General features: G+C 73.7%; 17 protein-coding genes and 1 pseudogene. 8 read left to right on the top strand and 10 right to left on the bottom strand.

All coding sequences use genetic code 11. The features are described 5' to 3' along the window. Window positions 1-62: 62 nt before the first annotated feature. Together aspS and ABZ172_RS27760 are read left to right on the top strand one after the other, a co-directional pair. Window positions 63-1,880: an aspartate--tRNA ligase gene (aspS, locus tag ABZ172_RS27765; RefSeq protein ID WP_356887693.1), complete on the top strand. Its 1,818-nt coding sequence runs from the start codon at window positions 63-65 to the stop codon at window positions 1,878-1,880. Between the two features lie 282 nt (window positions 1,881-2,162). After that, on the top strand, window positions 2,163-2,924 hold the full coding sequence (locus ABZ172_RS27760) for a hypothetical protein (RefSeq protein WP_356887717.1): 762 nt from the start codon (window positions 2,163-2,165) through the stop codon (window positions 2,922-2,924). Window positions 2,925-3,029: 105 nt separating this feature from the next. Here ABZ172_RS27760 and metG read toward each other — a convergent pair whose 3' ends face one another. Continuing rightward, window positions 3,030-4,643, bottom strand: coding sequence for a methionine--tRNA ligase (gene metG, locus ABZ172_RS27755; RefSeq protein ID WP_356887692.1), 1,614 nt, complete (start codon window positions 4,641-4,643; stop codon window positions 3,030-3,032). 147 nt (window positions 4,644-4,790) lie between these two features. On the opposite strand from metG, the gene ABZ172_RS27750 reads away from it, so the two are divergent. Next, complete coding sequence (locus tag ABZ172_RS27750) at window positions 4,791-5,444, top strand: response regulator transcription factor (protein ID WP_356887715.1); 654 nt, start codon at window positions 4,791-4,793, stop codon at window positions 5,442-5,444. Window positions 5,445-5,497: 53 nt separating this feature from the next. Continuing rightward, window positions 5,498-6,694: a HAMP domain-containing sensor histidine kinase gene (locus tag ABZ172_RS27745; protein WP_356887713.1), complete on the top strand. Its 1,197-nt coding sequence runs from the start codon at window positions 5,498-5,500 to the stop codon at window positions 6,692-6,694. Here the strand turns inward: ABZ172_RS27745 and ABZ172_RS27740 are convergent. Further along, window positions 6,628-8,337: a VWA domain-containing protein gene (locus tag ABZ172_RS27740; RefSeq protein ID WP_356887691.1), complete on the bottom strand. Its 1,710-nt coding sequence runs from the start codon at window positions 8,335-8,337 to the stop codon at window positions 6,628-6,630. The two genes, ABZ172_RS27745 and ABZ172_RS27740, sit on opposite strands and share 67 nt — an antisense overlap. A gap of 279 nt (window positions 8,338-8,616) precedes the next feature. On the opposite strand from ABZ172_RS27740, the gene ABZ172_RS27735 reads away from it, so the two are divergent. Then, on the top strand, window positions 8,617-10,677 hold the full coding sequence (locus ABZ172_RS27735; protein ID WP_356887690.1) for a PhoX family protein: 2,061 nt from the start codon (window positions 8,617-8,619) through the stop codon (window positions 10,675-10,677). 323 nt (window positions 10,678-11,000) lie between these two features. Beyond that, window positions 11,001-11,420: an RNA-binding S4 domain-containing protein gene (locus ABZ172_RS27730; RefSeq protein ID WP_356887689.1), complete on the top strand. Its 420-nt coding sequence runs from the start codon at window positions 11,001-11,003 to the stop codon at window positions 11,418-11,420. Here the strand turns inward: ABZ172_RS27730 and ABZ172_RS27725 are convergent, their stop codons facing one another. The 3 genes from ABZ172_RS27725 to ABZ172_RS27715 all read right to left on the bottom strand — a co-directional run bounded on the left by ABZ172_RS27725 (window position 11,421) and on the right by ABZ172_RS27715 (window position 13,676). Beyond that, on the bottom strand, window positions 11,421-11,666 hold the full coding sequence (locus tag ABZ172_RS27725) for a DUF2630 family protein (protein WP_356887687.1): 246 nt from the start codon (window positions 11,664-11,666) through the stop codon (window positions 11,421-11,423). A gap of 34 nt (window positions 11,667-11,700) precedes the next feature. After that, a complete protein-coding gene (locus ABZ172_RS27720) occupies window positions 11,701-12,642 on the bottom strand; it encodes an NADP-dependent oxidoreductase (RefSeq protein WP_356887685.1) in 942 nt (313 codons plus the stop codon). A gap of 176 nt (window positions 12,643-12,818) precedes the next feature. Then, window positions 12,819-13,676, bottom strand: a complete 858-nt coding sequence (locus tag ABZ172_RS27715) for a hypothetical protein (protein ID WP_356887683.1) — start codon at window positions 13,674-13,676, stop codon at window positions 12,819-12,821. Window positions 13,677-13,805: 129 nt separating this feature from the next. Between ABZ172_RS27715 and ABZ172_RS27710 the strand changes: the two genes are divergently transcribed. Then, window positions 13,806-14,219 (top strand): hypothetical protein, encoded by a 414-nt coding sequence (locus ABZ172_RS27710; protein WP_356887681.1) that lies wholly within the window; start codon window positions 13,806-13,808, stop codon window positions 14,217-14,219. A gap of 73 nt (window positions 14,220-14,292) precedes the next feature. On the opposite strand, the gene ABZ172_RS27705 is transcribed toward ABZ172_RS27710, so the two are convergent. The 3 genes from ABZ172_RS27705 to ABZ172_RS27695 form a co-directional block, all read right to left on the bottom strand. After that, on the bottom strand, window positions 14,293-14,715 hold the full coding sequence (locus ABZ172_RS27705; RefSeq protein WP_356887679.1) for a universal stress protein: 423 nt from the start codon (window positions 14,713-14,715) through the stop codon (window positions 14,293-14,295). A gap of 111 nt (window positions 14,716-14,826) precedes the next feature. Continuing rightward, window positions 14,827-15,516, bottom strand: a complete 690-nt coding sequence (locus tag ABZ172_RS27700; protein WP_356887677.1) for an FMN reductase — start codon at window positions 15,514-15,516, stop codon at window positions 14,827-14,829. Continuing rightward, window positions 15,513-16,616, bottom strand: coding sequence for an LLM class flavin-dependent oxidoreductase (locus ABZ172_RS27695; RefSeq protein ID WP_356887675.1), 1,104 nt, complete (start codon window positions 16,614-16,616; stop codon window positions 15,513-15,515). Before ABZ172_RS27695 ends, ABZ172_RS27700 begins: the two co-directional genes overlap by 4 nt. A gap of 95 nt (window positions 16,617-16,711) precedes the next feature. Here ABZ172_RS27695 and ABZ172_RS27690 point away from each other — a divergent pair. Then, a pseudogene (locus tag ABZ172_RS27690) lies at window positions 16,712-17,149 on the top strand (tryptophan--tRNA ligase); the annotation flags it as partial. 160 nt (window positions 17,150-17,309) lie between these two features. Here ABZ172_RS27690 and ABZ172_RS27685 read toward each other — a convergent pair. Continuing rightward, complete coding sequence (locus ABZ172_RS27685; RefSeq protein ID WP_356887673.1) at window positions 17,310-19,310, bottom strand: NAD-binding protein; 2,001 nt, start codon at window positions 19,308-19,310, stop codon at window positions 17,310-17,312. 17 nt (window positions 19,311-19,327) lie between these two features. Beyond that, window positions 19,328-24,211, bottom strand: coding sequence for a DNA repair ATPase (locus ABZ172_RS27680; RefSeq protein WP_356887671.1), 4,884 nt, complete (start codon window positions 24,209-24,211; stop codon window positions 19,328-19,330). Between the last annotated feature and the right edge of the window lie 157 nt (window positions 24,212-24,368).

The following is a 24,368-nucleotide window of genomic DNA, read 5'->3' as shown; positions in this document are numbered from 1 at the left end:
TGTCCACGGGCGGTAGCCTGGGGTGTCAATCCACCCCGACCGCGAAGACTGGATGAACGACGATGCATCGGTACAGGTCCCACACCTGCGGCGAGCTCCGCGCCTCTGACGTCGGCACCGACGTCCGGCTGAGCGGCTGGCTGCACAATCGCCGAGACCTGGGCGGCATCCTCTTCATCGATCTGCGCGACCACCACGGTCTGGTGCAGCTCGTCGCCCGCCCCGGCACCCCCGGCAACGACGCCCTGGCGAAGCTGACCAAGGAGACCGTCGTCCGGATCGACGGCACGGTCTCCGCGCGCGGTGCCGACAACGTCAACCCGGAGCTCCCGACCGGCGAGATCGAGATCGAGGTCACCGAGGTCGAGGTGCTGGGCGAGGCCGGCCCGCTGCCCTTCACGATCAACACCGAGGACGGCGTCAACGAGGAGCGGCGCCTGGAGTACCGCTTCCTGGACCTGCGCCGCGAGCGCATGCACCGCAACATCATGCTGCGCTCCGCCGTGATCGCGTCCATCCGCTCCAAGATGGTCGCCCTCGGCTTCAACGAGATGGCGACGCCGATCCTCACCGCGACCTCCCCCGAGGGCGCCCGCGACTTCGTCGTCCCGTCCCGGCTGAACCCGGGCAAGTTCTACGCCCTCCCGCAGGCGCCGCAGCAGTTCAAGCAGCTGCTGATGATCTCCGGCTTCGACCGGTACTTCCAGATCGCGCCCTGCTTCCGCGACGAGGACGCCCGCGCCGACCGTTCGCCCGGCGAGTTCTACCAGCTCGACGTCGAGATGTCCTTCGTCGAGCAGGAGGACGTCTTCCAGCCGATCGAGAAGCTGATGACCGAGCTCTTCGAGGAGTTCGGCAACGGCCGTCACGTCACCTCGCCGTTCCCGCGCATCCCGTTCCGCGAGTCGATGCTGAAGTACGGCAACGACAAGCCGGACCTCCGGGCCAAGCTGGAGCTCGTCGACATCTCCGACGTCTTCGCCGACTCCGGCTTCAAGGCGTTCGCCGGCAAGCACGTCCGCGCCCTGCCGGTGCCGGACACCGCGGGCCAGTCCCGGAAGTTCTTCGACGGCCTCGGCGAGTACGCCGTCGAGCACGGCGCCAAGGGCCTGGCCTGGGTCCGCGTCGGCGAGGACGGCACGCTGGCGGGACCGATCGCCAAGTTCCTCACCGAGACGGACGTCAAGACGCTCACCGAGCGCCTCTCCCTGGTCCCCGGCCACGCGGTCTTCTTCGGCGCCGGTGAGTTCGGCGAGGTCTCCAAGATCATGTCCGCCGTCCGCGTCGAGGCCGCGAAGCGTGCCGGGCACTTCGAGGAGGGCGTCTTCCGCTTCTGCTGGGTCGTCGACTTCCCGATGTACGAGAAGGACGAGGACACCGGCCGGATCGACTTCTCGCACAACCCGTTCTCGATGCCGCAGGGCGGCCTTGAGGACCTGGAGACGAAGGACCCGCTGGACATCCTCGCCTGGCAGTACGACATCGTCTGCAACGGCATCGAGCTGTCCTCCGGCGCCATCCGGAACCACGAGCCCGAGCTGATGATCAAGGCCTTCGAGATCGCCGGTTACGACCGCGAGACCGTCGAGCACGAGTTCGCCGGCATGCTCCGGGCCTTCCGTCTCGGCGCCCCGCCGCACGGCGGCATCGCCCCGGGCGTCGACCGCATCGTGATGCTGCTCGCCGACGAGCCGAACATCCGCGAGACGATCGCCTTCCCGCTCAACGGCAACGCCCAGGACCTGATGATGGGCGCCCCGACCGTGCTGGACGAGACGCGGCTGCGGGAGCTGAACATCCAGCTCCGCAAGCCCGCCGCGACGGCCAAGGAGAAGGCCGAGGCCACGGACTCCGTGGTGCGGGACACCGGCGCCAAGTAGGCACCGGCGGTTCCGCTTCGGTTCCACGTGAAACAGCCCCCCGGCCGTGCCGGGGGGCTGTTCCGTTCGGGTGCGCGTCCGTCACGCCGGCTCCGCGGGCCGGAGCGGGGAGGGGCCGGTGACTTTGCCTGCGTACGGGTGGACCCTGCGGCACCACCCGGACCTCGGGGGCCCGTACCGGGTACATCCGGAACGCCCCCGGTTCCGATCCGGTGCCGTCGGGCCCGGCAGGGACGGGCACGGGACGTGCCCGTTCGCCCCCTCACCGAGGAGTTCCGCACCGTGTCCGTCCCGCGTCGCCCCCGCCTCCTGCTCGTCCCCCTGATCCTGCTGCTCCTGCTCGCCGGCTGCTCCGCCGGGACGGAGCAGACCTCCGACCCCGCCCCGCCCCGCGGAGCCCCCGGCCCGGGGTCCGGGCGGACCCTGTTCACGGAGCCGTTGCGCAGCCCGTCGGAGATTCCGGACCTGGGCCCGCAGACCCGGGCGCAGATCCCCGCCACCGCCCGGCAGGCCCTGGTGGTGACCGGGCAGGGCCCGGACTCCAACCGTTCGGCCGTGGTGCTCTACGACCTCGGCGATCCCGCGCTCGGCTGGAGACCCGGGGCGGGCCCCTGGCCCGCCCACAACGGCATGGAGGGCTGGACCGGCCACCATCTCGCCGGCGACCTCCGGTCCCCCGTCGGGGTCTTCGGCCTCACCGACGCGGGGGGCAGGCTGCCCGACCCGGGCGCCCTGCTCCCGTACGACGAGGAGGCCCGCTTCGCGGTGAGCGGCGAGGGCTTCCTGGGAGAACCCCTCGAAGGCTCCTTCGACCATGTCGTCGCCATCAACTACAACCGCACCCCCGGCACCTCCCCGCTGGACGGCGAGAGGCCCCTCGGTGAGGAGCGGGGCGGCGGCATCTGGGTCCATGTGGACCACGGCGGACCCACCCAGGGCTGTGTCTCGCTGACCGAGGACAGGATGCGGGAGCTCCTGCTCCGCCTGGATCCCGCCCGGAATCCCGTGATCGTGATGGGGGACGCCGCGTCGCTGGCCCGGTGACACCCGGGCGCGGACGGCCGGGCACCGGATGTCCCGGCGGCTGACGCACGGGAGCCCGGGTCCCCTTGTGTCCGGGACCCGGGCTCCTGCCTCGCCTGCACCGCTCTACGCGGGCTTCTCCTCCAGACGCGGGAACAGCACCGCGCCCTTCGTCACCGTCGTGCCGACGGGCAGCTGTCCCCAGCGGCCCGTGTCCTGGACCCGCTGCTCGGCCAGGGCGCCCAGCGACGCCTCGGCGCCGAGGGAGTCCCACAGCTTCTGCGAGGTGTCCGGCATCACGGAGTTCAGCAGGACCGCGACCCCGCGCAGGGACTCGGCCGCCGTGTACAGGATGGTCGCGAGCCGGGCCTGGCCCTCCGGCGACGTGTCCTTGGCGACCTTCCAGGGCTCCTGCTCGGTGATGTAGCCGTTGACCTGCTTCACGAAGTCGAAGACGGTCAGGATCCCGCCCTGGAAGTCCAGCTCCTCGCCGATCTTCCGGTCGGCCGCGGTGACGGCCGCGGCCAGGCCCTCCTGGACCGCGCGCTCGGCGTCACCGGCCGCCGTGGCCTCCGGGAGCGCGCCGCCGAAGTACTTGCCGACCATGGCGGCGACCCGCGAGGCGAGGTTGCCGTAGTCGTTGGCGAGCTCCGAGGTGTAGCGGGCGCTGAAGTCCTCCCAGGAGAACGAGCCGTCGCTGCCGTAGGCGATGGCCCGCAGGAAGTACCAGCGGTACGCGTCCACACCGAAGTGCGAGGTCAGGTCCTGCGGCTTGATGCCGGTCAGGTTCGACTTGGACATCTTCTCGCCGCCGACCATCAGCCAGCCGTTGGCGACGACCTTGCCCGGCAGCGGCAGACCCTGCGCCATCAGCATGGCCGGCCAGATGACCGAGTGGAAGCGCAGGATGTCCTTGCCGATCAGGTGGACGTCCGCGGGGAAGGTGCGGTCGAACTTCTCCTGGTTGGAGCCGTAGCCGACCGCCGTCGCGTAGTTGAGCAGGGCGTCGATCCACACGTAGATCACGTGCTTCGGGTCCCACGGGACCGGGACGCCCCAGTCGAAAGTGGAACGGGAGATCGACAGGTCCTGGAGGCCCTGCTTGACGAAGTTCACGATCTCGTTGCGGGCGGACTCGGGCTGGATGAAGTCCGGGTGGGCCGCGTAGAACTCCATGAGCTTCGGGCCGTACTCGCTCAGCTTGAAGAAGTAGTTCTCCTCCTTGAGGAGCTCCACCGGCTTCTTGTGGATCGGGCACAGCTTCGTGCCGTCCTCGGCCTCGATCAGGTCGCCGGGGAGCTTGTACTCCTCGCAGCCCACGCAGTACGGGCCTTCGTACCCGCCCTTGTAGATCTGGTCCTTGTCGTACAGGTCCTGCACGAACTCCTGCACACGGTCCGTGTGCCGCTTCTCCGTCGTCCGGATGAAGTCGTCGTTCCTGATGTTCAGGTGCTCCCAGAGGGGCTTCCACGCCTCCTCGACGAGCTTGTCGCACCAGGCCTGAGGGGTGACGTCGTTCGCCTCGGCCGTGCGCATGATCTTCTGACCGTGCTCGTCCGTGCCGGTGAGGTACCACACCTTCTCGCCGCGCTGGCGGTGCCAGCGGGTGAGCACGTCGCCTGCGACGGTCGTATAGGCGTGGCCCAGGTGAGGAGCGTCGTTGACATAGTAGATGGGGGTCGACACGTAGAAGTCCTTCACGCCGTCGCCCCCCTGCTTCTCGGATCCAGTGGCCGCCATGGTCGAAATCCTAACGGCCTGGGGGAGATCCCCTCACCCCGACGAGGGCCGCCCCGCCCGCGGAGAGCTTTGCGAAACATCCTTTCCCGTACCAAAGACGCATCCTGGGAGGAGTGGGCACGCGTGCACGAGGCAGGGGACAACACGATGCGGGTACTGGTCGCCGAGGACGAGGAGATTCTGGCGGAGCTGGTGGCGACCGGCCTGCGCCGTGCCGGATTCGCGGTGGACACCGTGTACAGCGGGGACGCCGCCCTCGCCTACCTGGGGCTGCACGACTACGACGTCGTCGTCCTGGACCGCGACCTTCCCCGGGTGCACGGGGACGACGTGGCCCGCAGGCTCGTGTCGACCGGCTCGCGCACCAGGATCCTCATGCTCACCGCCTCCGGGACCATGGAGGACCGGGTCGAGGGGCTCGACCTCGGCGCCGACGACTACGTGAGCAAGCCGTTCGAGTTCCCCGAGCTGGTGTCCCGGGTGCGTGCCCTGCGGCGGCGCAGCGCCCGGCCCGTCCCGCCGCAGCTGGAGCGGCACGGCATCCGGCTCGACAGCGTGCGCCGGGCCGCCACCCGGGACGGGCAGGACCTGGACCTGTCCCCGAAGGAGTTCACCGTGCTCCAGCTGCTGCTGGAAGCCGACGGGGCCACAGTCAGCGCGGAGGAACTGCTGGAGCGGGCCTGGGACGCCAACGCGGATCCCTTCACGGGCGCCGTGCGCGTCTGCATGAGCAAGCTGCGCGCCAAGCTGGGCGAACCGGCCCTGATCCGCACCGTGCAGGGTGTCGGGTACGCCCTGTGAGCCGGCTGACGCGGGCGGCCGGGGCCGCGCAGGTGCGGCATTCGACGATCCGGATGCGGATCGCCCTCGTCTACGGCGGGGTCTTCCTGGTGCTCGGCACGGCCCTGCTCGCCACGGTCAACCTGGCCTCGCGGGCCGGCACGGACTCGCAGGCGCGCGCCATCGCCACCTCCGCCGCGGTCGCCCAGCCCGGCTTCGCGGTCAACGGCCCCCTGCACGCCCGGGGACGCCTCGGACCGCCCACGGTCTACGACCTCACCGACGACGTCAGCGACGCCGCGAGCAGGGAGCTGCTGTACTGGTCGGCCGCCGCGCTGCTCGTCATGACGGGGTGCGCGGTCGGGGTGGGCTGGTGGACCGCGGGACGGGTGCTGCGGCCCGTGCACGCGATGACGGCGAAGGCGCGGCGGCTCTCCGAACACACGCTGCACGAGCGGATCGCGTCCAGCGGCCCGGACGACGAGCTGAAGGAGCTGGGCGAGACCCTCGACGCGCTGCTGGCCCGGCTGGAGAAGGCGTTCGACAGCCAGCGCCGGTTCATCGCCAACGCCTCGCACGAGCTGAGGACCCCGCTGGCCACCCAGCGGGCGGCGATCCAGGTCGGTCTCGACGATCCGACGCCCGAGGAACTCGTCCGCACCCGGCAGATGCTGCTGGACACCAACCGGCGCAGTGAGCGGCTCATCGACGGGCTGCTGGTCCTGGCGCGCAGCGAGCAGGGGCTCGACACGAGCGAGCGGGCGCCGGTGGACCTGGCGCAGGTGGTGGCGGAGGAGTCCGCCCGGCCCCTCGCGGCGGCGGAGCGGACCCAGCTGCCCCGCCCGGAGACCACGGTCACCGCCGAACCCTGCGTCGTGCGCGGGAACCGGCAGCTGCTCGCCCAGCTGGTGGCCAACCTGCTGTCCAACGCGGTGCGTTACAACATGCCCGGCGGCCGGGTGCGGGTGTCCCTGGCGGCGGACGGGGCCCTGGTGGTCCGCAACACCGGGCCGGTGGTGGCGGAGGGGGACATCGCGGGGTTCTTCCAGCCGTTCCGGCGCGGGGAGGGCCGGGACCGGATGGGCCGGGGCTCGGGGCTCGGGCTGTCCATCGTGCGCTCCATCGCGCTGGCCCACGGCGGTACGGCCACGGCGGTGCCCGGCCCGGAGGGCGGGCTCGCCGTGACCGTACGGCTGCCGGTGGATCAGCCCTCCGCGACGTCCTCGCGGGCGGCGGCCCAGGCGGGCAGTCCGGCGAGCACCGCCCGGTAGAACGCCGCGTCGGGCACCTCGCGCGGGGCGGGACCCGCGTGGAAGAACCCGGCGTTGCGGACGGTCAGCCTGCGCAGGAAGTCGAAGCCCTTCGAGTCCTCTTCCCCGAAGGCGACGAACTGGAAGAACAGCGGCAGCCGTGCCGCCTCCACCAGCGCCTGCTTGGCCGCCACCTTGGCGTCCGGCGCGCCGTCCGTCTGGAAGAGCACGAGCGCCGGGCCGGTGGCCCCGGACGCCTCGTAGTGCGCCACGACCTCCTCGACGGCCCGGTGGTAGTTCGTCCGGCCCAGCCGGCCGAGGCCCGCGTTCAGCTCGTCGATGCGGCCCTCGTGCGCGGTGAGGCCGACCGTGCCGGTGCCGTCGATGTCCGTCGAGAAGAAGACCACGGGCACGGTGGCGTCCGTGTCGAGGTGCGCGGCGAGCGCCACGGCGCGGTCACCGAGGTGCTGGGCGCTGCCGTCCTTGTAGAACGGCCGCATCGAACCGGAGCGGTCCAGCACCAGGTACACGGTCGCCCGCAGCCCGGTCAGCCCGTGGGCCTTCAGCGCGGCCTGCGCGGCCTTGTACGGGGCGACGAGCCCGGGTGCGGCGGCCTTGACCCGGGCGAGGGAGACGGCGGGCCTGCCGCCGGGGGCGGCGGCAGCGGGCTCGGCGCCGGACTCGGCGGCGACCGGCTCGGCGGAGAGCGGCTGCGGGTCCGCGACGGGTACGGAGGCCGCGACGGGCTCAGGCGTGGCGACCGGCTCGGGCTCGACGACCGGGGTGGGCTCGGTGGCGGTCGGCTCGGGCTCGACGACCGGGGTGGCGACCGGCTCGGCGGCGACGGTGGGAAGCGCCTCGGAGGGGGCCTCCGCACCGGCCGCGGACACCGGCTCCTCGACGGCCTCGGCCACCGGCTCCACGACCGGCTCCGTCGTCGGCGCATCGGGCGTGGCCGCCGGCTCGGCGGCGGGCTCCTCGACGGCGGCCGGTGCGGGCGCGGCCTTCTCCTCCTCGGCGGGCGCCTCGGTGGCGGAGGCCCCGGGCGCGGTGACCGCCCCGGCCGTGGAGGACGACGCGACGGGCTCGGCCGGTGACGAGGTAACGGGCTCGGCCGATCCGGCCTCGGCCGCGGACCCGGTGTCCGGCGCGTCCTCGGGGCGGGGCTCCACCACGGTCTTCGAACCGGTCCCGGCGGGGGCCGCGACGGGCTCCGCCTTCGTCGCCTCCGGTGCCGTCTCCGGCTCCGGGTCCATGTCGATCGTGATCGGTGCGACGACGGCCGGCGCAGCTTCGGCGGCGGGCTCCGCCGCTCCGTCGGTCCCGGCGTCCGGGGCGTCGCCGGCCGGCTTCGCCTCCGGGTCCGAGCCCTGTGCCGGGACCCTCGGCGCCGCGGCCGTGGTGGGCGCCGGTGCGGCGGGCGCCTTGTCGAAGGCCTCCGCCACCAGGTCCGACGCCTGGCCGCTGTCGTGCCCGGCACCGGCCGAACGGTCCGAGGGGGAGGCCGGGGCCGGCACCGAGGCCTTCGCGGGCTCGGCCGCCGAGGCGGCGGTCTCCGGCTCCGTGGGCTGGGTGCGCTCGGCCTGGGGCGGGACGGTGGCCGTGGCCGGCTCGTCCTGCTCCGTCCGGCCGAACACCTTGCGCAGCAAGCTCCGAATGCCCATGGGCGAGGCCTTTCGCATGAGTTGGGGGCGATACACGTCCGTACTGCGGGAATTGATCCCTGGCCAGGGCGGATACGTAAGGTTAGCGGCCGGATCCGGCCGTTCGGTGGCGCGGCCCGCCCCCGCGTCGGCCGAGCTCCCGCCGATTCCCGGATGCGGCCCCGGTGACCGGGAGCGCAGCGATGTCCCGGGCTTCACCCTCTGTTCACCGACAGTCCCACGTATGGCGCGGATACGCCCCTACCGTCACGCGTGACACACAGACGGAGGGACGAAACCATGCGCAACCTGCTGCCGCTCATCGGCTCGCACCCGGGCGGGCGCTCTGCGCTGACCTGCCGCTACCGCTGCGGTGACGCCTGCTTCCAGGAGATTCCGAACACCAGCGACAACGAGTACGCCGGCGATGTCATCGCCGGTGCCCTGTCACGCCGTTCGATGATGCGCGCCGCGGCCGTGGTGACCGTGGCCACCGCCGCCGGGACCGCCGCGCTCGCCGGTCCGGCCGCCCCGGGCGCCGAGGCCGCGCCGCTCGCCGGCCGGCACGGCGGCAAGCCGAAGCCCACCGCCCCCGGTGCCCGGGGCCTGCGCTTCACGCCCGTCGCGCCCAACCGGGACGACCGGGTCACGATCCCCGAGGGCTACGGCCAGAACGTCGTGATCCGCTGGGGTGAACCGATCCTGCGCGGCGCTCCCTCCTTCGACCCGGACAAGCAGTCCGCGAAGGCGCAGGCGGGCCAGTTCGGTTACAACAACGACTTCCTCTCCCTGCTCCCGCTCCGGGGCGAGCGCGGCCGCCAGGTGCTGGTCGCCAACCACGAGTACACGGACGAGAACCTGATGTTCCGTGGGTACGATCCGGCCGCCCCGACCCGTGAGCAGGTCGAGATCGCCTGGGCGGCGCACGGACTCTCCGTGGTCGTCGTCCAGGAGGAGAACCGCACCGGCAGGCTCGCGCCGGTCCACCGCCACCCGCTGAACCGCCGTCTCACCGCGACCAGCGAGTTCCGGGTCACCGGACCGGCCGCCGGCAGCCCGCTGCTGCGCACCTCCGCCGACCGCACCGGACGCACGGTGCTCGGCACCCTCAACAACTGTGCGGGAGGCACCACTCCGTGGGGCACCACGCTGCACGGCGAGGAGAACTTCAACCAGTACTTCGCCAACGGCTCCCGCGACACCGACAAGCGGTACGGCATCGGCACCGCCGGGACGGAGCGCAAGTGGGAGCGGTTCGACAAGCGCTTCGACCTTGCGCAGGAGCCCAACGAGGCGCACCGCTTCGGCTGGGTCGTCGAACTCGACCCGTACGACCCCGACGCGACGCCGCGCAAGCGGACCGCGCTCGGCCGGTTCAAGCACGAGGCGGCACAGCCCCGGCTGACCGCGGACGGCCGCCCCGTCGTCTACATGGGCGACGACGAACGCTTCGACTACTTCTACAAGTTCGTCTCCAGCAAGCGGATGAAGAAGGGCGACTCCCGGGCGGCCCGTGAGCACAACCTCACGCTGCTGGACGAGGGCACGCTGTACGTCGCCAAGCTGACCGGGGACTCCCCGGCCGCGGAGATCGACGGCACCGGCAAGCTGCCGTCCGACGGCGAGTTCGACGGCAGCGGCGTCTGGATTCCGCTCGCGACCGGCACGACCTCGCACGTCCCGGGCATGACCGCCGAGGAGGTGTACGTCTTCACCCGCCTCGCCGGTGACAAGGTCGGCGCGACGAAGATGGACCGGCCCGAGGACGTCGAGCCCTCGCCGCGCACCGGCCGGGTCTACATCGCCCTGACCAACAACACCGACCGCGGCAAGGCGGGCAAGGCGCCCGCGGACGAGGCCAACCCGCGCAACGCCAACAAGCACGGCCAGATCCTGGAGCTCGCCGAGCACTGGGACGACCCCGCGGGTGACGGCTTCGCCTGGCGGCTCTTCCTCGTCGCGGGTGACCCGGAGGACCCGTCGACCTACTTCTCCGGTTTCCCGAAGGAGAAGGTCAGCCCGATCTCCTGCCCGGACAACGTGGCCTTCGACGACCACGGCAACCTGTGGATCTCGACGGACGGGAACCAGCTCGGCTCGCACGACGGCCTGTTCGGCGTCGCGACGGCGGGCGAACGGCGCGGTGAACTGAAGCAGTTCCTGACCGTCCCCAGCGGTGCCGAGACCTGCGGACCGGTGATCCAGGACCGGCGCGTCCTCGTCGCCGTCCAGCACCCGGGAGAGGTCGACGGCGCCTCCGTGGAGAAGCCGGCGAGCACCTGGCCGGACGGCCCGGGCCGGATCGTCCGTCCCTCGGTCGTCGCGGTCTGGCGCAAGGACGGCAGCGGCATCGGGCTCTGAGGGGCGCGAGGACGGCAGTGACAACGGGCTCGGGCTCCGGGGGCGTACGCCCCTGCGGCCCGCGTCCGCCGGGCACCCGGCGGTCCGGCTGAGGTGCCGTCCCCCGGGCGGGCCGGCCGGTCCGCCTGACGCACGGCCAGGTGGACCGGCCGGTCCGCCGCCCGCCCGCACGGGACGGCTCCGCCGCGGCGGACCCGTCCGGCTGACCCCGTCTTCCGGCGAGGCGTCCTCCGAGGTTGCGGCTCCGGGCCCCGGCGAGGCGTCCTCAGGGGTTCCGGCCGAGGGGGCCCTGCGGACATCCTCGGCGGATTAGAGTCGTACGCATGGTTTCCGGTGAGGCTCCGCAGGCGGAGGGAAGCGTCCGGGTGGACGCCTGGATCTGGGCGGTCCGGCTGACGAAGACCCGGTCGCAGGCGGCTGCCGCCTGCCGCGCCGGGCACGTCCGGGTCAACGGTGAGCGTGCGAAGCCCGCGCAGGCCCTGAAGGCGGGTGACGAGGTGCGGCTGCGGCACGCCGGCCGGGACCGCGTCGTGGTCGTCTCCAAGATCGTGAAGAAGCGGGTGGGACCGCCGGTGGCGGCCGAGTGCTTCGTCGACAACAGCCCGCCCCCGCCGCCCCGCGAGGCGGCGTTCCAGGTCCCGGTGCGCGACCGGGGTGCGGGCCGTCCGACCAAGCGCGACCGACGGGAGATGGAGCGCCTCCAGCGCACGCGGGCTCCGCACGGCCCCGACGAGCGGCCCTGATCAGCTCTGGTAGCCCTCCACCTCGTCGGCGGGCCGCATCCGCGCCTCCGCGGGGTTCTGGCCGGACGCGCCGAGCGCGCGCCGCTGCCGCAGCAGGTCCCAGCACTGGTCCAGTTCGACCTCGACCTCGCGCAGCCGTGCGTGCTCTCCGGCGGAGAGGCCCAGCTCCGCGGTGGAGCGGGCCCGCAGGGCGCGTTCCTCGGTGATCAGCTCGTCGATGGTCGAGAAGATGTCCTGGTCGGCCATGGGGCCCTCCCGTTCCGGTCCGTTCCGGTGTTCTTCACACGGCGAAGACGGTCTTGCCGCGGGCCCCGCCCGCGCGGTTCTGGGCGAGTGCCTGCGGCGCCTTCTCCAGGGGCAGCTCCAGGTCGACGGGCACGTCCAGTTCCCCGCGTGCCACCGCCGCGGCCAGCCCGTCCAGCAGCGCACGGGTGGGGGTGAGCCGGAAGGCGGAGCAGGCGACACCGGGCGGCGGCGCCACGTCCCGGGTGGTGACCGCGATCCCGCCGTCCCGCAGCAGCCCGGTGTACGCGGCGAACGAGGCGGTGTCCGTCGAGACGAGGTCGACCAGCACGTCGACCCCTTCCGGGTACAGGGCGCGCACCGCGGCCGCCGGGGCTTCGGGGCCGCAGCTCGTGTCGACGGTGGCGGCGGCCCCGAGCGCCCGCATGCGCCGTCCCCCGTCGCCCCGCACGGCGGCGACGACCGCGGTCCCGCGGGCCGCCGCGAGCTGCGTCAGGAAGCTGCCGACGCCGCCGGTCGCCCCGACGAGCAGCAGGCTCGATCCGCCCCGTACCGACGTGTCCGACAGGATCTGCGCCGCGGCCGTGGCGGCCGACGGGAGCGCGGCGGCGGCCCGGAGCGGCACCTCGCGCGGGACCAGGGCGATCGGGGAGTCCTGCGGGACACAGACGTACTCGGCGTACGCCCCGTGGCGCCCGAGCGGGGGCGCGGCGACCCGGCCGAAGACGGCGTCGCCCACCCGGAACGCGTTGTCCCCGCTGCCGATCATGTCCACCCGGCCCGCGAAGTCGGTGCCCAGGACGAGCGGGAACACCTGCGGGGCCGCGTCGTCCGCAAGGGCGTCCGCGAGCTGCCGGTCGAGCGGGTTGAGCGAGGCGTACTCGATCTTCACCCGCACCTCGCCCGCTCCGGGATCGGGCTTCGGCAGTTCGACGAGACCGGGCTCCGCACGGACCGCGCTGACGGCGATGGCTCGCATACGGCAGACCTCCCAGTCGCCCCCGGCTCCCACGCGTCCCACTCTCGCCCGGCCCACGCGACCGCGCACGTCGGGCCGCGGCGCGGGACCAGCCGCCGGTCGCGACGGACCGGAGGAGGGGCGCGACGGACGGGAGGGGGAGGGCGCGGCGGACAGGGCAGGAGGACCCGGCCGGGTCATCCGCGCCGGCCGGCCAGGACCCGTCCCACCGCCCCGCCCACCACCAGGACCGCCCCGGCCAGGAGCACGATCCACACGGTCGTCCGCAGGGAGGCCGTCAGCGCGTCGTACACGGCGGCGGCCCCGCCCCGGTCGCTGCCCGGTACCTGGTCCAGCACCCGGGAGCGTCCCACCGCGAGGACGAGCCGCAGCAGGACCGCGCCGAGCACCAGCCCGCCGCCGGTCACGGCGACGGCGGTCAGCCCGGCCCGCGGGCCGCCCCGTACGAACGCGAGGCCCGGCACCAGCACCAGCAGCACCGCGGTGCCGACGGCCGGCCAGACACTGCAGGACCGCAGCCAGTGGAACGAGGAGCGCACCTCGTCGGCTCGGTCCGCGGAGAGCACGGTGATCGAGGTCTCGGTGACCGGGATCTGCCCGGCGAACGGCACCCCGTCGTCGACCAGCTGCTGCTTGACCTCCTCGATCACCGGCGCCAGTTCGATGGTGACCGCCTGTCCGCCGTTCCCGTGCAGGGAGGCGGTCACGGCCTCGTGCGCCGCCCGGTTCGCGCTGTCCCAGGCCCGCTGGAAGGCCTCGGTCGTGGTGAACGACAGGGCGGTGTCGTGCAGGAACCGCTCGGCGGTGTCCTGGAGCGGTCCGAGGTCGATGTGCTTCATCGCCTCGTCGGTGACCAGGCCCGCCACGGTCTCCCGCACCTCCGTGTCGGAGGCCAGCGGGGACACGGCGGCGAGGTACCGGTCGGTGTCGTCGAGCTCCAGGTCGACCCATGCCGAGAGCGCGCCGAACGGGACCAGCACGGCGAGCAGGACGAGCAGTACCGCCGACAGGGCCGCTGAGAGAGAGGTCCGCACAGGCACCAGCCAATCCCGGGTACGGGCGCGGCGCCGGTGGCCGTACGCCGTTCGAGTTGCCGGGCGGTCCGGTCGGGTGTGCGCTGGGAGGGACAGCGGGACGGGGGCGGACCTAAGGAGCCGTGCGCCATGGCCACACACGCAACGATGCCGGTGCGCCGCCGGACGCGGCCGGTCACCACCCCGCCGCACCACGGATTCGGTGTGCTGTCCTGGGCGGTGCCCGTCGTCCTGGGCGTGGTCGTCGGGTTCTGGGCCTTCTTCATCAAGCGGGACGGAGGCGCGACCACCGACGGGCAGATCTGGCTCGGCGTGGTGTCCGGGGTGGCCTTCGCCGCGCTCTGCTACGCCCTCGTACGGGTCCGGTGGTTCCTGCCGCGCGAACTGCGCGCCGCGGCGTACGGGGTGCTGACCGGGGGCGTGATCGGCTTCCTCTACAGCCTGCACGGCAACAGCGTGCTGGCGTCCGGCCTGCTCGGCCTGGTGCTGGCGGCCGGGATGTTCTGCACGATGTTCTACGCCTACTACACCCGCGAGGAATGACCGCGCGGAGCCCGGTGCCCCCTGTGCACGCGGCCCGGCCCGGCCCGACGTCCTGGGGCCGGGCCGCGGTCGTTCAGTCGCGTACGACGGTGACGGGGCAGTCGGCGTGCTGGGCGACGTGCAGGCTGACCGAGCCGAGCAGGGTCGCCTTGAAGCCGCTGTAGCCGCGGGCGCCGACGACCAGCAGGTTCGCACCCCTGGACCGTTCCAGGAGGGTCAGGGCGGGGTTGCCGATCACGACGACCTTGTCCACCGCCGCCGCGCCCTCGGCGCCCAGCGACTCCTCGAGCGCCTCGGTGAGCGCCACGGTCGCCACCGCCTGCGGGTCGAAGTCCTCCGGCATGCCCGGCATCAGGGACCCCCAGCTGGTCGCGGGGTACTCCCAGCTGTTCACCGCCTCGACGGTGTCGCCGGTCAGCTCGGCCTGGCGCACGGCCCAGCGCAGCGCCTTGATCGAAGCGTCCGACCCGTCGACGCCCACGACGATCCTGCCCATGTCTGCCTCCAGCGTGCTCGCACCTTCACCGCATATCGGGATCAACTCCAAGAATGTCCCGTGATCCCGGCGGGCGCACGCCCCCGGTCGCCCACCGGGGGTGCCCGGTGATCAGCCGGTGCGCAGGTCCGCGAGCTGCTGTGCGAACGGCACGACTGCGTCTATGCCGTCCTCGCCGTCCTCGCCGTCCTCGCCGTCCTCGGGGGTGGCCCGGGAGGCGCCGGGGGCGGTCCGTCCGGTGACGGCGGACGCCAGTTCGCCGCCCGCGCGCCGGATCCGGGACGGCAGCCCCTCGGTGTACGCGTCCCCGTGCGAGCCCCAGTCCTCCGACGCCGCGTACACGGAGGTGGGCAGGACGACGGCCCGCAGATAGGCGAAGAGCGGGCGCATCGCGTGCTCCAGGACCAGCGAGTGCCGGGGGGTTCCGCCGGTCGCCGCGACGAGGACGGGCTTGCCGGTCAGCGCGGTGTGGTCGACCAGGTCGAAGAACGACTTGAACAGCCCGCTGTACGAGGCGGTGAACACGGGGGTCACCGCGATCAGGCCGTCCGCCCCGGTCACCGCGTCGAGCGCCTGCCGGAGGGCGGCCGGCGGGAAGCCGGTGACCAGGTGGTGGGCGATGTCGACGGCCAGGTCGCGCAGTTCGACGACCTCGGTCTCGACGGGGCGGTCCGGTCCGTCCGCCAGGGCTGCGCGGGTGGCCTCCGCGAGCCGGTCGGCCAGCAGCCGGGTGGACGAGGGGCTGCTGAGCCCGGCGGTGACGGCGACGATCCTCAGGGGGGTCGTGGCGGACGTGGTCATCGGAGCTCCTTCGGGTCGGCGGCGGCAGCGGCGCGGGCGGCGGCGACCGCCGGGTGGACGGGGGCGTCCGGCACTCCGGCCGGGCGCAGGCGGGCGAACTCCTTGCGCAGCACGGGCACGACCTCCTCGCCCAGGAGGTCGAGCTGCTCCAGGACCGTCTTCAGCGGCAGTCCCGCGTGGTCCATCAGGAAGAGCTGGCGCTGGTAGTCGCCGACCTCCTCGCGGAAGGACAGGGTCCGCTCGATGACCTCCTGGGGGGAGCCGACGGTCAGCGGGGTCTGCCGGGTGAAGTCCTCCAGCGAGGGCCCGTGCCCGTAGACCGGCGCGTTGTCGAAGTACGGCCGGAACTCCCGTACCGCGTCCTGCGAGTTCTTCCGCATGAACACCTGGCCGCCGAGGCCCACGACGGCCTGCTCGGCGGTGCCGTGCCCGTAGTGGGCGTAGCGGCGCCGGTAGAGGTCGACCATCTTCCTGGTGTGCTCCATGGGCCAGAAGATGTTGTTGTGGAAGAACCCGTCGCCGTAGTAGGCGGCCTGCTCGGCGATCTCCGGGGAGCGGATGGAGCCGTGCCAGACGAACGGCGGGACGCCGTCCAGCGGGCGCGGGGTCGAGGTGAAGGACTGCAGCGGGGTGCGGAACTTCCCCTCCCAGTCGACGACGTCCTCGCGCCACAGCTTGTGGAGCAGCGCGTAGTTCTCGATCGCGAGCGGGATGCCCTGGCGGATGTCCTTGCCGAACCAGGGGTAGACCGGCCCGGTGTTGCCGCGGCCCATCATCAGGTCGACGCGGCCGTCGGCCAGGTGCTGGAGCGTGGCGTAGTCCTCGGCGATCTTCACCGGGTCGTTGGTGGTGATCAGCGTGGTGGACGTGGACAGGATCAGCTTCTCGGTGCGGGCGGCGAGGTAGCCGAGCGTGGTCGTCGGCGAGGACGGGACGAACGGCGGGTTGTGGTGCTCACCGGTCGCGAAGACGTCCAGGCCCACCTCCTCGGCCTTGAGCGCGATCGCGAGGGTCGCCTTGATCCGCTCGTTCTCGCTCGGTGCCGTACCGGTCGTGGGGTCGGTGGTGACGTCCCCGACGGTGAAGATCCCGAACTGCATGGCGCCCGCCTCCAGAAGTGTTGAGCGAGTTTGGTTGAACGTTGAACTATATGGACACACCCTACAACGGAGTGCCCCCCTCGCCTATTCCGCCCTCCGCCGCACCCCTGCTGCTCGGCACGGACGCCACCAAGATGAGCAAGAGCCGGGGCAACGCCATCGCCCTCGGAGCCGATGCGGACGAGACCGCCCGGCTGATCAAGGGCGCCACCACCGACTCCGAACGGCACATCAGCTACGAGCCCGAGCGGCGGCCCGGGGTGTCGGGCCTGGTGCTGCTGGCGGCGCTCTGCCTGGACCGCGACCCGCACGCGGTGGCCGAGGAGATCGGGAACGCCGGTGCCGCCGGTCTGAAGCGGACCGTGACCGAGGCCGTCAACGCGAGGATGGCGCCGATCCGCGCCCGGCGGGCCGAGTACGCCCGGGACATGGGGTACGTACGGGACGTGCTGCGCGCCGGGAACGAGCGGGCGCGCGCCGTGGCCGCGGCGACCCTGGAGGAGGTGCGGGAGGCGATGGGGACGTTCCGCTGACCGCGCCCGCCCCGCGTCTCCCCGCATGCCCCCGCGGCCGCCCCGCGTCTCCCGCCCGCCTGCCCCGCACCCCGGCGCCCGGCTGACGGCCCGCGCCCTGCGGCCCCGCACCCTGGGGTCCGCGCCCGGCTGACGGAGCGGACGGCCCCGCCGCCGCGCCTCAGCGGTGGGCGACCGGGTGCCTGCCGCGCAGCAGTTCGGCCAGACCGCGCCGGGTCGCGGCGATCACCACCCGGTCCTCCGCACGCAGCACATAGCCCGGGTGCAGGTCCCAGACCAGGCCGGACGGCCGGTCCGGGGCGCCCGGGCCCGCGGGGTCGAGGGGGTCGTACGGCGGCAGGGCCGCCAGGTCCGGGAGCCGGTCGGCGGGCGGGGTGGCGTCCAGGGCCAGCACCCGCCAGGCACCCGCCCGGAACGCCTGCTCCACGGTCCGGCCCTCCAGCTGGCGGTGCCCCGACACTTCCAGCGCGGCGAACAGCATCACCTTGCGCTCCACCGGGACCGCCCCCAGGATCTGCCGGCCCATCATGGCGACGGCGAACGACGGGGCGGCCAGGTGGGACACCGAGCGGGACCGGGTCAGGGCCCCCGGGTGCGCCGTGCGCAGGGTGCGGTAGACGGCGGTGGCGAACTCGTCGTCGTACAGGCGCAGGGCCACCCGCAGGTCCGGCTTGACCGAGCGGGCGTACAGCGCGGCTTCGAGGTTCGTGGTGTCGATGCTGGTCAGGGCGAGCAGGGCGCGGGCCCGGCGGATCTTGGCCGCCTCCAGCACCCCCTCCTGCGTCACGTCGCCCAGGACCGTCGGGACGTGCAGGCTGCGGGCCAGCGGGATGCCGCGCGCCTCCGGGTCCTCCTCGACGACCACCACCGGGATGTCCAGCTCGCGGAGCCGTACCAGGACCCGGGTACCGATCTTGCCGAGCCCCAGCAGGACCACGTGGCCGGACAGGCCGCGCGGCGGGCGGCGCAGCGAGGAGGCGTTGCGCAGCGAGCCGAAGGCCTCCAGGACGGCGGCGACCAGCAGCGGCAGCAGCAGCAGCCCGGCCACGCCGGAGAGCAGCTGGATGATCTGGCGGGAGGAGGAGTCGGTGTCCTCGACCGCGGGATCGCCCATCGCCAGCAGGTCGAGCAGGGTCAGATAGGCGGCGTGCAGCGGGCTGTCCCCGGTGGTGATCACCGAGGCGACGGCCAGGGCGACGACGGCCGTCGCGACACCGAGGGCCGACCACCGCAGCCGCCGGGAGAAGATCTGGCCGAGCGGGGCGCCCCTGCCCCCCATCCGGATCGGCGCCCGGTCCGGTCCCGCCTGGCTGATGGCCTCCAGGACGATCGTGCCCCGGCCCGTGGCGGCGTTCACCGTCGCGTGGTCGGGGAGCAGCTGGGGGCCCTCGTCGCCACTGCTGTCGGACCCCTCGGCGCCGGCCGGGTCCTGGCTGGTGGAGGAGAGCAGGGCCAGGGTGCACAGCCCGGGGTCGGCGAGCGTGCCGGGCCGGGGCGGGGTGCGCTCGACGGCCCGCAGCAGCAGGCCCTCGGCCTGGATCACCTTGCTGCTGCCGGTCAGCGCGGTGGCGGCCAGGGCGGGCGCCGCGGTGTCGGCGTCGGACAGGACGGTGGTCGAGGCGTCCGCCGCGGTGGCGTCGAGACCGGGCATGGACACCGCGGCGGCCTGGTCGAGGAGTGTCTCCAGGTGCTGGCCGAGCTTGCGGTTGTAGAGCCGGATGACCAGACGCAGGCGGGGATTGAGCCGACGTGCCGTCAGGGCGGCGCGGATGTTGAGCTCGTCGTCGTCGTAGACGAGCGCGAGCGCCTCCGCCCGGTCGACGCCCGCCTCCTCCAGCACGTCGTCCGAGGGCTCGTGCGCCTCCAGGATGCGGACCGCCTCGACCCCGGCGTTCGTGTCGCCGTCCCCGCCGCCGTTGCGGTTCATCGCCGCCGACATCCGGCCGAACAGGGCGCCCGCGCGGGCCCGTTGGGTCAGCGGCAGCTCCGGCCTGCGGGTGTCGCGCCCCGGCGGGACCAGCAGCGTCACCCGCTCCCCGTAGACGTAGCGCAGCTCCACGGCGAGCCTGCGGGCCAGGGTGTCGTCGCCGCAGACCACCATGTGGCCGCTGTTCGGGGGGCGTTGGGGCTGTTGAGGAAGTGAGGACACGGAACCCAGCATGCCTTGCCGCCTCCGGTTCAGTCGGGAGAGTCGGTGATCATCGCGTGACGGGGACGTGGATCCGCGGCCGGGCGGCGGGGGTCCGCGGCCCGCTCGATGGCGGCCTCGACCGCCGCGAGCCGGTCCGCCAGCAGGCCCAGCGCCCCGACCGCACGGGCGGCGGGATCGCTCTCCGGGCCGCCGAGCGCCCGGGTGCGCACGTAGGCGGAGACGACCTCCTTCCGGCGCTCCGCCTGGGCCGGGGTGAGCGTGCCCCGCAGCTCGGCCAGCTTCAGCAGGTTCGACTCGGCGCCGGTGGTGAGCGTCTGGGCCTCACCCGCGTAGTGGTCGTCGATGACGGCGGCCAGCTCGGCGTCGTTCATCACGGGCACGATCCGCTCCGCGATCTTGTTCATGTCGCGGTACGAGCCCTGGAGCCGGAACGGCGGCTCGGTGCGGGCGGCGTCCGTCTGCCCGGCCGACGCGATGTACGCCGCGTTCACCGCGAGGACGGTCTCCCGGGCGGTGAGCAGATGGCGCAGCACGGCGAGGATCCGGTCCAGTTCGGCCGGCGCGTACGGGTGCTCCAGCTGCCCGGCGCCCGCGGCGGGCGCGGTCCCGGCGGCGAGGCGCACGAGCAGGTCGAGGTCCTTCCCGGAGCGGCCGGCCAGCGGGGCGAGCACCGGATTGGCGGTCAGCGCGTTCTCGACGAAGCTCAGCGCGAAGACCTCGTCCCGGCCGCTCAGGACGTCGCCGAGGTTCCACACGTCCGCCCGGTTGGCGAGCATGTCCGGGATCCGGAACCGGGCGCCGGACTCGGTGTACGGATTGCCCGCCATCACCACGGCGAACCGCTTCCCCCGCAGGTCGTAGCTGTGGGGCTGCCCGTCCCGCACCCCTTCGACCCGGCGGGTGGCGTCGCACAGCGGGATGAACCGCTGGAGCAGCTCGGGCGAGGTGTGCTGGATGTCGTCCAGGTACAGGAGGGTGTTGCTTCCCGCCTCGAACGCGAAGTTGATCTTCTCGATCTCCCGGCGCGCGGTCGCGCCGGGGGCCAGCGCCGGGTCGAGGGAGGTCACCTCGTGGCCGAGGTTCGGCCCGCTGACCTTGACCAGGACCATCCCGAGCCGCTCCGCGACGTACTCCACCAGGGTCGTCTTGCCGTAGCCCGGCGGCGACATGAGCAGCAGCAGGCCCTGGGAGTCGGTGCGCCGGTCCCCGTCGGCGGTGCCGATCTGCTTGGCCAGGCTGTCGCCGATGAGCGGCAGGTACACCTCGTCCAGCAGCCGGTTGCGGACGAACGCCGCCATGGCGCGCGGCCGGAGGTCGTCCAGCCGCAGCCGGGAGCGCTCGGCCGCGACCAGGGAGGTGCGCAGCCGCTGGTAGGCGCGGAAGGACGGCACGGTGCGGGCCCGGAAGCCGGCCGTGCGGGAGAGCAGTTCGTCCAGCCGGACGCGCAGCCGCCCGCGCTCCACCCGCGGATGGTCGCCGAGCAGGCCCTCCACGGTCGCGGTGAGCGGCGCGTCGCAGTCGTAGCGCTCCAGCTCCGGGCACAGCTCCACGGCGACCGCCTCGGCGAGGTCACCGTCGTCCACGTCCGAGCCGCTCGCGGCGGCGTACGAGGTGAGCCAGCCCTCCACCAGCCGGCGTCGGGCCGGGAGGTCGCCGTGCAGCGCCGCGAGGTCCTCGTCGTAGGCCGCCGTGCCCACGGCGCGGCGGAACTTCTCCAGGAGCGTGCGCGCCGCCGCGCTCGTGACGAACCCGGCGGGTCCGCCGGCCAGCTCCTCGAAGAGGTACGCGGCGACCTCGGGCGGCGCCCCCATCGCCTCCGCCCACTCCTCCTGGAGCGCGGCGACGGCGGGAGCGAGCCCGAAGGCGGCGCGGGCGCGCGCCAGCGAGACGGCCTGACGCTCCCAGGACGTCCGCAGCCCGTCGTCGGCCCCGTGCGCCCAGAACAGCTGGGCCGCCGCGCGCACCGACGACGGGAAGCGCAGCAGACCGGCCCCGGCGAGCAGCCGCAGCAGCACGGTCAGCACGGCGAGCGCGTCCTCGTCGTGGACCCCCCGCTGGTGGCCCTCGTCGTACGCCGTCGCCGCCGCCTCCCGGACGAGTACGGCGAGATCGGCGCCGGCCAGGGCGTCCGCGCCGTGCTCCTCCAGGAGCCGGGCCGCCAGGTGCTCGGCGCGGTAGACCTCCGGTGTCTCGGAGGGCAGCACCTGGTCCCAGTGCCCGCGGGCCGCCGTGAACTCCGGGTCGGTGACCGGCGCCCGGTAGTCCGTGCCGGTGAGCGCGAAGGCGATCCGGTCCCCGGACGGGACCAGCGTCAGGTCGAACGGCCTGCTGTCCACCGCGAACCGGTGGCGGCCCAGCCGGATCACCGCGCCGCCGTCCGAGTACAGCTCGCCCCGGTCGCGCAGGGCCCGACCGGCCTCCTGCCGGGCAGCCTTCAGCCGGCCGTCCAGCTCGTCGGCGCGCACCTGGTCGCCGAGGGCGCGCAGCTCCCCGGCGGTGCGGCGCACCTTGGCGACCATGGGGTCGGAGGCGAAGTAGGTGTGGACCGCGTCCAGGTCCTCCAGCCCGGCCAGCCGCCGCGCGACGGTCTCCAGGACCCGGGCCGCAGACTCCGCGAGCCGCTCCGCGCGCCGGGCACGGTCGTCCTGGAGCGTCTGCTTCCTGGCCGAGAACGCCTCGTACACCTCCGTACGGCGCTCGGCGAGCCTCTCCAGGAAGTCGCCCGACTCGGCGAAGCGGGACTCCAGGTTCTCCAGCTGGAGCAGCACCCGGGCCAGTTGCCCGTCGCAGGAGTCGGGGGAGTCCGCCGTGGCGAGCGCTCCCGTGACGGCCTGCCCGAGCAGGGCGAACTCCGCGGCGAACTCGGCCCGCCCCTCCCGGGCCACCAGCTCCCTGCGCCGGGCGTCGAGCGTCGCCCGGGCGCGGTTGGCGCCGCCCAGGACCTCCGCGATCCGTTCCAGGACCGAGGTGCGGACGGTGGCGTCGCCCATGTCCAGCCCGGCGACGACGTCGGTGACCGTCCCGAGGCCGTCCGTGAGCTCCGTCAGACGGTCCCCCGCCGCCGTGGCGTCGGCGACGGTCGCCAGCTCGCCGGCGCCGGCGGTGAGCCGCCCGAGGTCCTCGTGGTACCCGGCGAACGCGTCCTCGCCGGCGAGGAAGGCGACCGCCCGCTGCGCGGCGGACTCCAGGTCGCGTGCGGTCTCCTCGCGGAGCGCGGCGATGCGTGCGGTGTCGGCGTACCGCTGGTCGGCGAGGGTCGCCAGGTGCCCGTGCGCCCGGCGCAGTTCGGTGAGCCCGTCGATCCAGGCGGCGGCCGAGCGGGGGGCCTCGCCCCGGATGCGGCGCACCAGGGAGGTGAGTCCGCCGGCCGCCTCGTCGAGCGCGGCGGCCGCCCGCTCTGTCAGCTCCTGGACCGTCTCGAACTCGGCCAGCACCTGGCGCGCGGTGGCCCCCAGCTCCCCCAGCGGTGCGGCGAGCGCGCCCAGCGCGGGATCGGCGAGCCAGTGGTAGCGGTCCTCCGCGCGGGCGCAGTCGGCGACCAGCCTGGCGTAGACCGCGGTGGTCGGCGTCATGTCCCGCACGCCGTGCGCCAGGGCCAGGCAGTCGGAGATCCCGCGCACCAGGTCGGCGTTGCCGGTCCGGGCGAGCGGCCCGGTGCCCGCGGGGCGGGACGCGGCGAAGGTGTCGGAGACGAAGGGGGTCTGCCAGCGCTGCAGGGGGTGCACCCGCGCCGGCCCGTCGGCGCCGTCCCGCAGCAGGATCAGCGTGCCGTCGTCGAGGAGGGCGTGGCCCCGGCCGAGCAGCGGGGTGGCGACCTCCTGGCGGATCAGGTTGTAGGGGAGGAGCAGGGTGCGGCTCCCGTCCCGGGACCGGAAGACGTAGAGCACGTCCTCGCCGTTGGGCGACCGGACCGTGCCCTCCAGGACGGAGTCGCCGAACTCCCCGGCCGTGTCGAAGGTCTTGGTCCGGCCGCTGGTGAGGTGGTAGCCGCCGGGGAAGACCAGGCCCTGGTCCTCGGGCAGCCGGAGGCAGGACGGCCCGATCGCGTCGAGCCGCACCACGGTGGACAGCAGGGTGTTGAAGACCAGGTGGCGCCAGGCCTTCTCCTTGTACGGGCGCACCCGCAGCAGGATCAGCGGCCCGGCCTCGGCGTACTCGACGGCGGCGTCCGCCAGGGACTGCAGCGGCTCGTCGACGGGCTCCTCGTGGATCCCGTCGGGGGACTCGGTGTCGTCGACGGCCTTGACGGTGAGCGTGCCGCCCAGGGTGTCCACGAAGACCGTGTCCAGCACGGCGATGTGCGGGTACCGGCCGGGCACGTGGGACTCCCGGCCGACCGGCGTCCACGTGAAGTCGTGGGAGGGCGGGAAGACGTGGTCGCGCTCGCCCCGGGCGTCCAGGAACGCCCCGGGCGCCCCGTCCGGACCGAGCGCCCAGCGCAGCACGCGGATGTCCTCGGCGGTCTCCCCGGTACGGAACACGGCGAGCAGCCGGCCGTCGACCCGGCGCAGCCGCAGCAGCCGGGCGTCCCGGAAGTAGCGGTGCAGACCGGCGAACTCGCGGACGAAGGCCTCGTCGTCGAGCAGTCCCTCCGCCGCCTCCTCCAGGCCGGACTCCCGCAGCACGAGCACGTCGCCGACGCCCGCCTCCCCGCGGGCACCGGGGCCGCGCCCGAAGCCGAACAGCAGGCGCCCGCCCACGGAGACGAGGTCGCGGGCCACCGCGGCGTGCTCCGTGTGCACCTGCTCGGTGGCGAGCAGCCGCATCCCGGGGGAGCCGAACTCCTCGGTCCGCCGCGCGTCGAGCGCCTCGGCCCGCCGGACCAGCTCGTCCGCCTGCTCCCGGAGCCGGCGCCGGAGCACCTCGTGGGCGTCCGCATCGGCCTCGGTGAAGGTGATGTCGCGGTCCATGGGCAGTGCTCCTCACGAGATGACGTCCGACAACCCGGGCCGCCCGCCGGTCGTCGGCGGCCCGTTCTCCCCGGCCGGGGCCCCGCCGGCCGGACGGCGGGGGCGTTTGAGGTTGCGGTAGCCGGTGGCCTTCGAGTCCCGGACCGCTCGGAAATCG

The organism is Streptomyces sp. NPDC006296 (genome assembly GCF_040613235.1).
GTDB lineage: Bacteria > Actinomycetota > Actinomycetes > Streptomycetales > Streptomycetaceae > Streptomyces.
This window is presented reverse-complemented; position numbering and strand designations above follow the sequence as displayed.

Bases quoted from the DNA above. Each gene is read 5' to 3' on its own strand.
- ABZ172_RS27725 (WP_356887687.1), bottom strand. From the start codon at position 11,666: ATGGCCGACCAGGACATCTTCTCGACCATCGACGAGCTGATCACCGAG.
- ABZ172_RS27735 (WP_356887690.1), top strand. From the start codon at position 8,617: ATGCGCAACCTGCTGCCGCTCATCGGCTCGCACCCGGGCGGGCGCTCT.
- ABZ172_RS27695 (WP_356887675.1), bottom strand. From the start codon at position 16,616: ATGCAGTTCGGGATCTTCACCGTCGGGGACGTCACCACCGACCCCACG.
- ABZ172_RS27705 (WP_356887679.1), bottom strand. From the start codon at position 14,715: ATGGGCAGGATCGTCGTGGGCGTCGACGGGTCGGACGCTTCGATCAAG.
- metG (WP_356887692.1), bottom strand. From the start codon at position 4,643: ATGGCGGCCACTGGATCCGAGAAGCAGGGGGGCGACGGCGTGAAGGAC.
- ABZ172_RS27710 (WP_356887681.1), top strand. From the start codon at position 13,806: ATGGCCACACACGCAACGATGCCGGTGCGCCGCCGGACGCGGCCGGTC.
- ABZ172_RS27750 (WP_356887715.1), top strand. From the start codon at position 4,791: ATGCGGGTACTGGTCGCCGAGGACGAGGAGATTCTGGCGGAGCTGGTG.
- ABZ172_RS27720 (WP_356887685.1), bottom strand. From the start codon at position 12,642: ATGCGAGCCATCGCCGTCAGCGCGGTCCGTGCGGAGCCCGGTCTCGTC.
- ABZ172_RS27730 (WP_356887689.1), top strand. From the start codon at position 11,001: ATGGTTTCCGGTGAGGCTCCGCAGGCGGAGGGAAGCGTCCGGGTGGAC.
- ABZ172_RS27680 (WP_356887671.1), bottom strand. From the start codon at position 24,211: ATGGACCGCGACATCACCTTCACCGAGGCCGATGCGGACGCCCACGAG.
- ABZ172_RS27745 (WP_356887713.1), top strand. From the start codon at position 5,498: ATGCGGATCGCCCTCGTCTACGGCGGGGTCTTCCTGGTGCTCGGCACG.
- ABZ172_RS27685 (WP_356887673.1), bottom strand. From the start codon at position 19,310: ATGCTGGGTTCCGTGTCCTCACTTCCTCAACAGCCCCAACGCCCCCCG.
- aspS (WP_356887693.1), top strand. From the start codon at position 63: ATGCATCGGTACAGGTCCCACACCTGCGGCGAGCTCCGCGCCTCTGAC.
- ABZ172_RS27700 (WP_356887677.1), bottom strand. From the start codon at position 15,516: ATGACCACGTCCGCCACGACCCCCCTGAGGATCGTCGCCGTCACCGCC.
- ABZ172_RS27740 (WP_356887691.1), bottom strand. From the start codon at position 8,337: ATGGGCATTCGGAGCTTGCTGCGCAAGGTGTTCGGCCGGACGGAGCAG.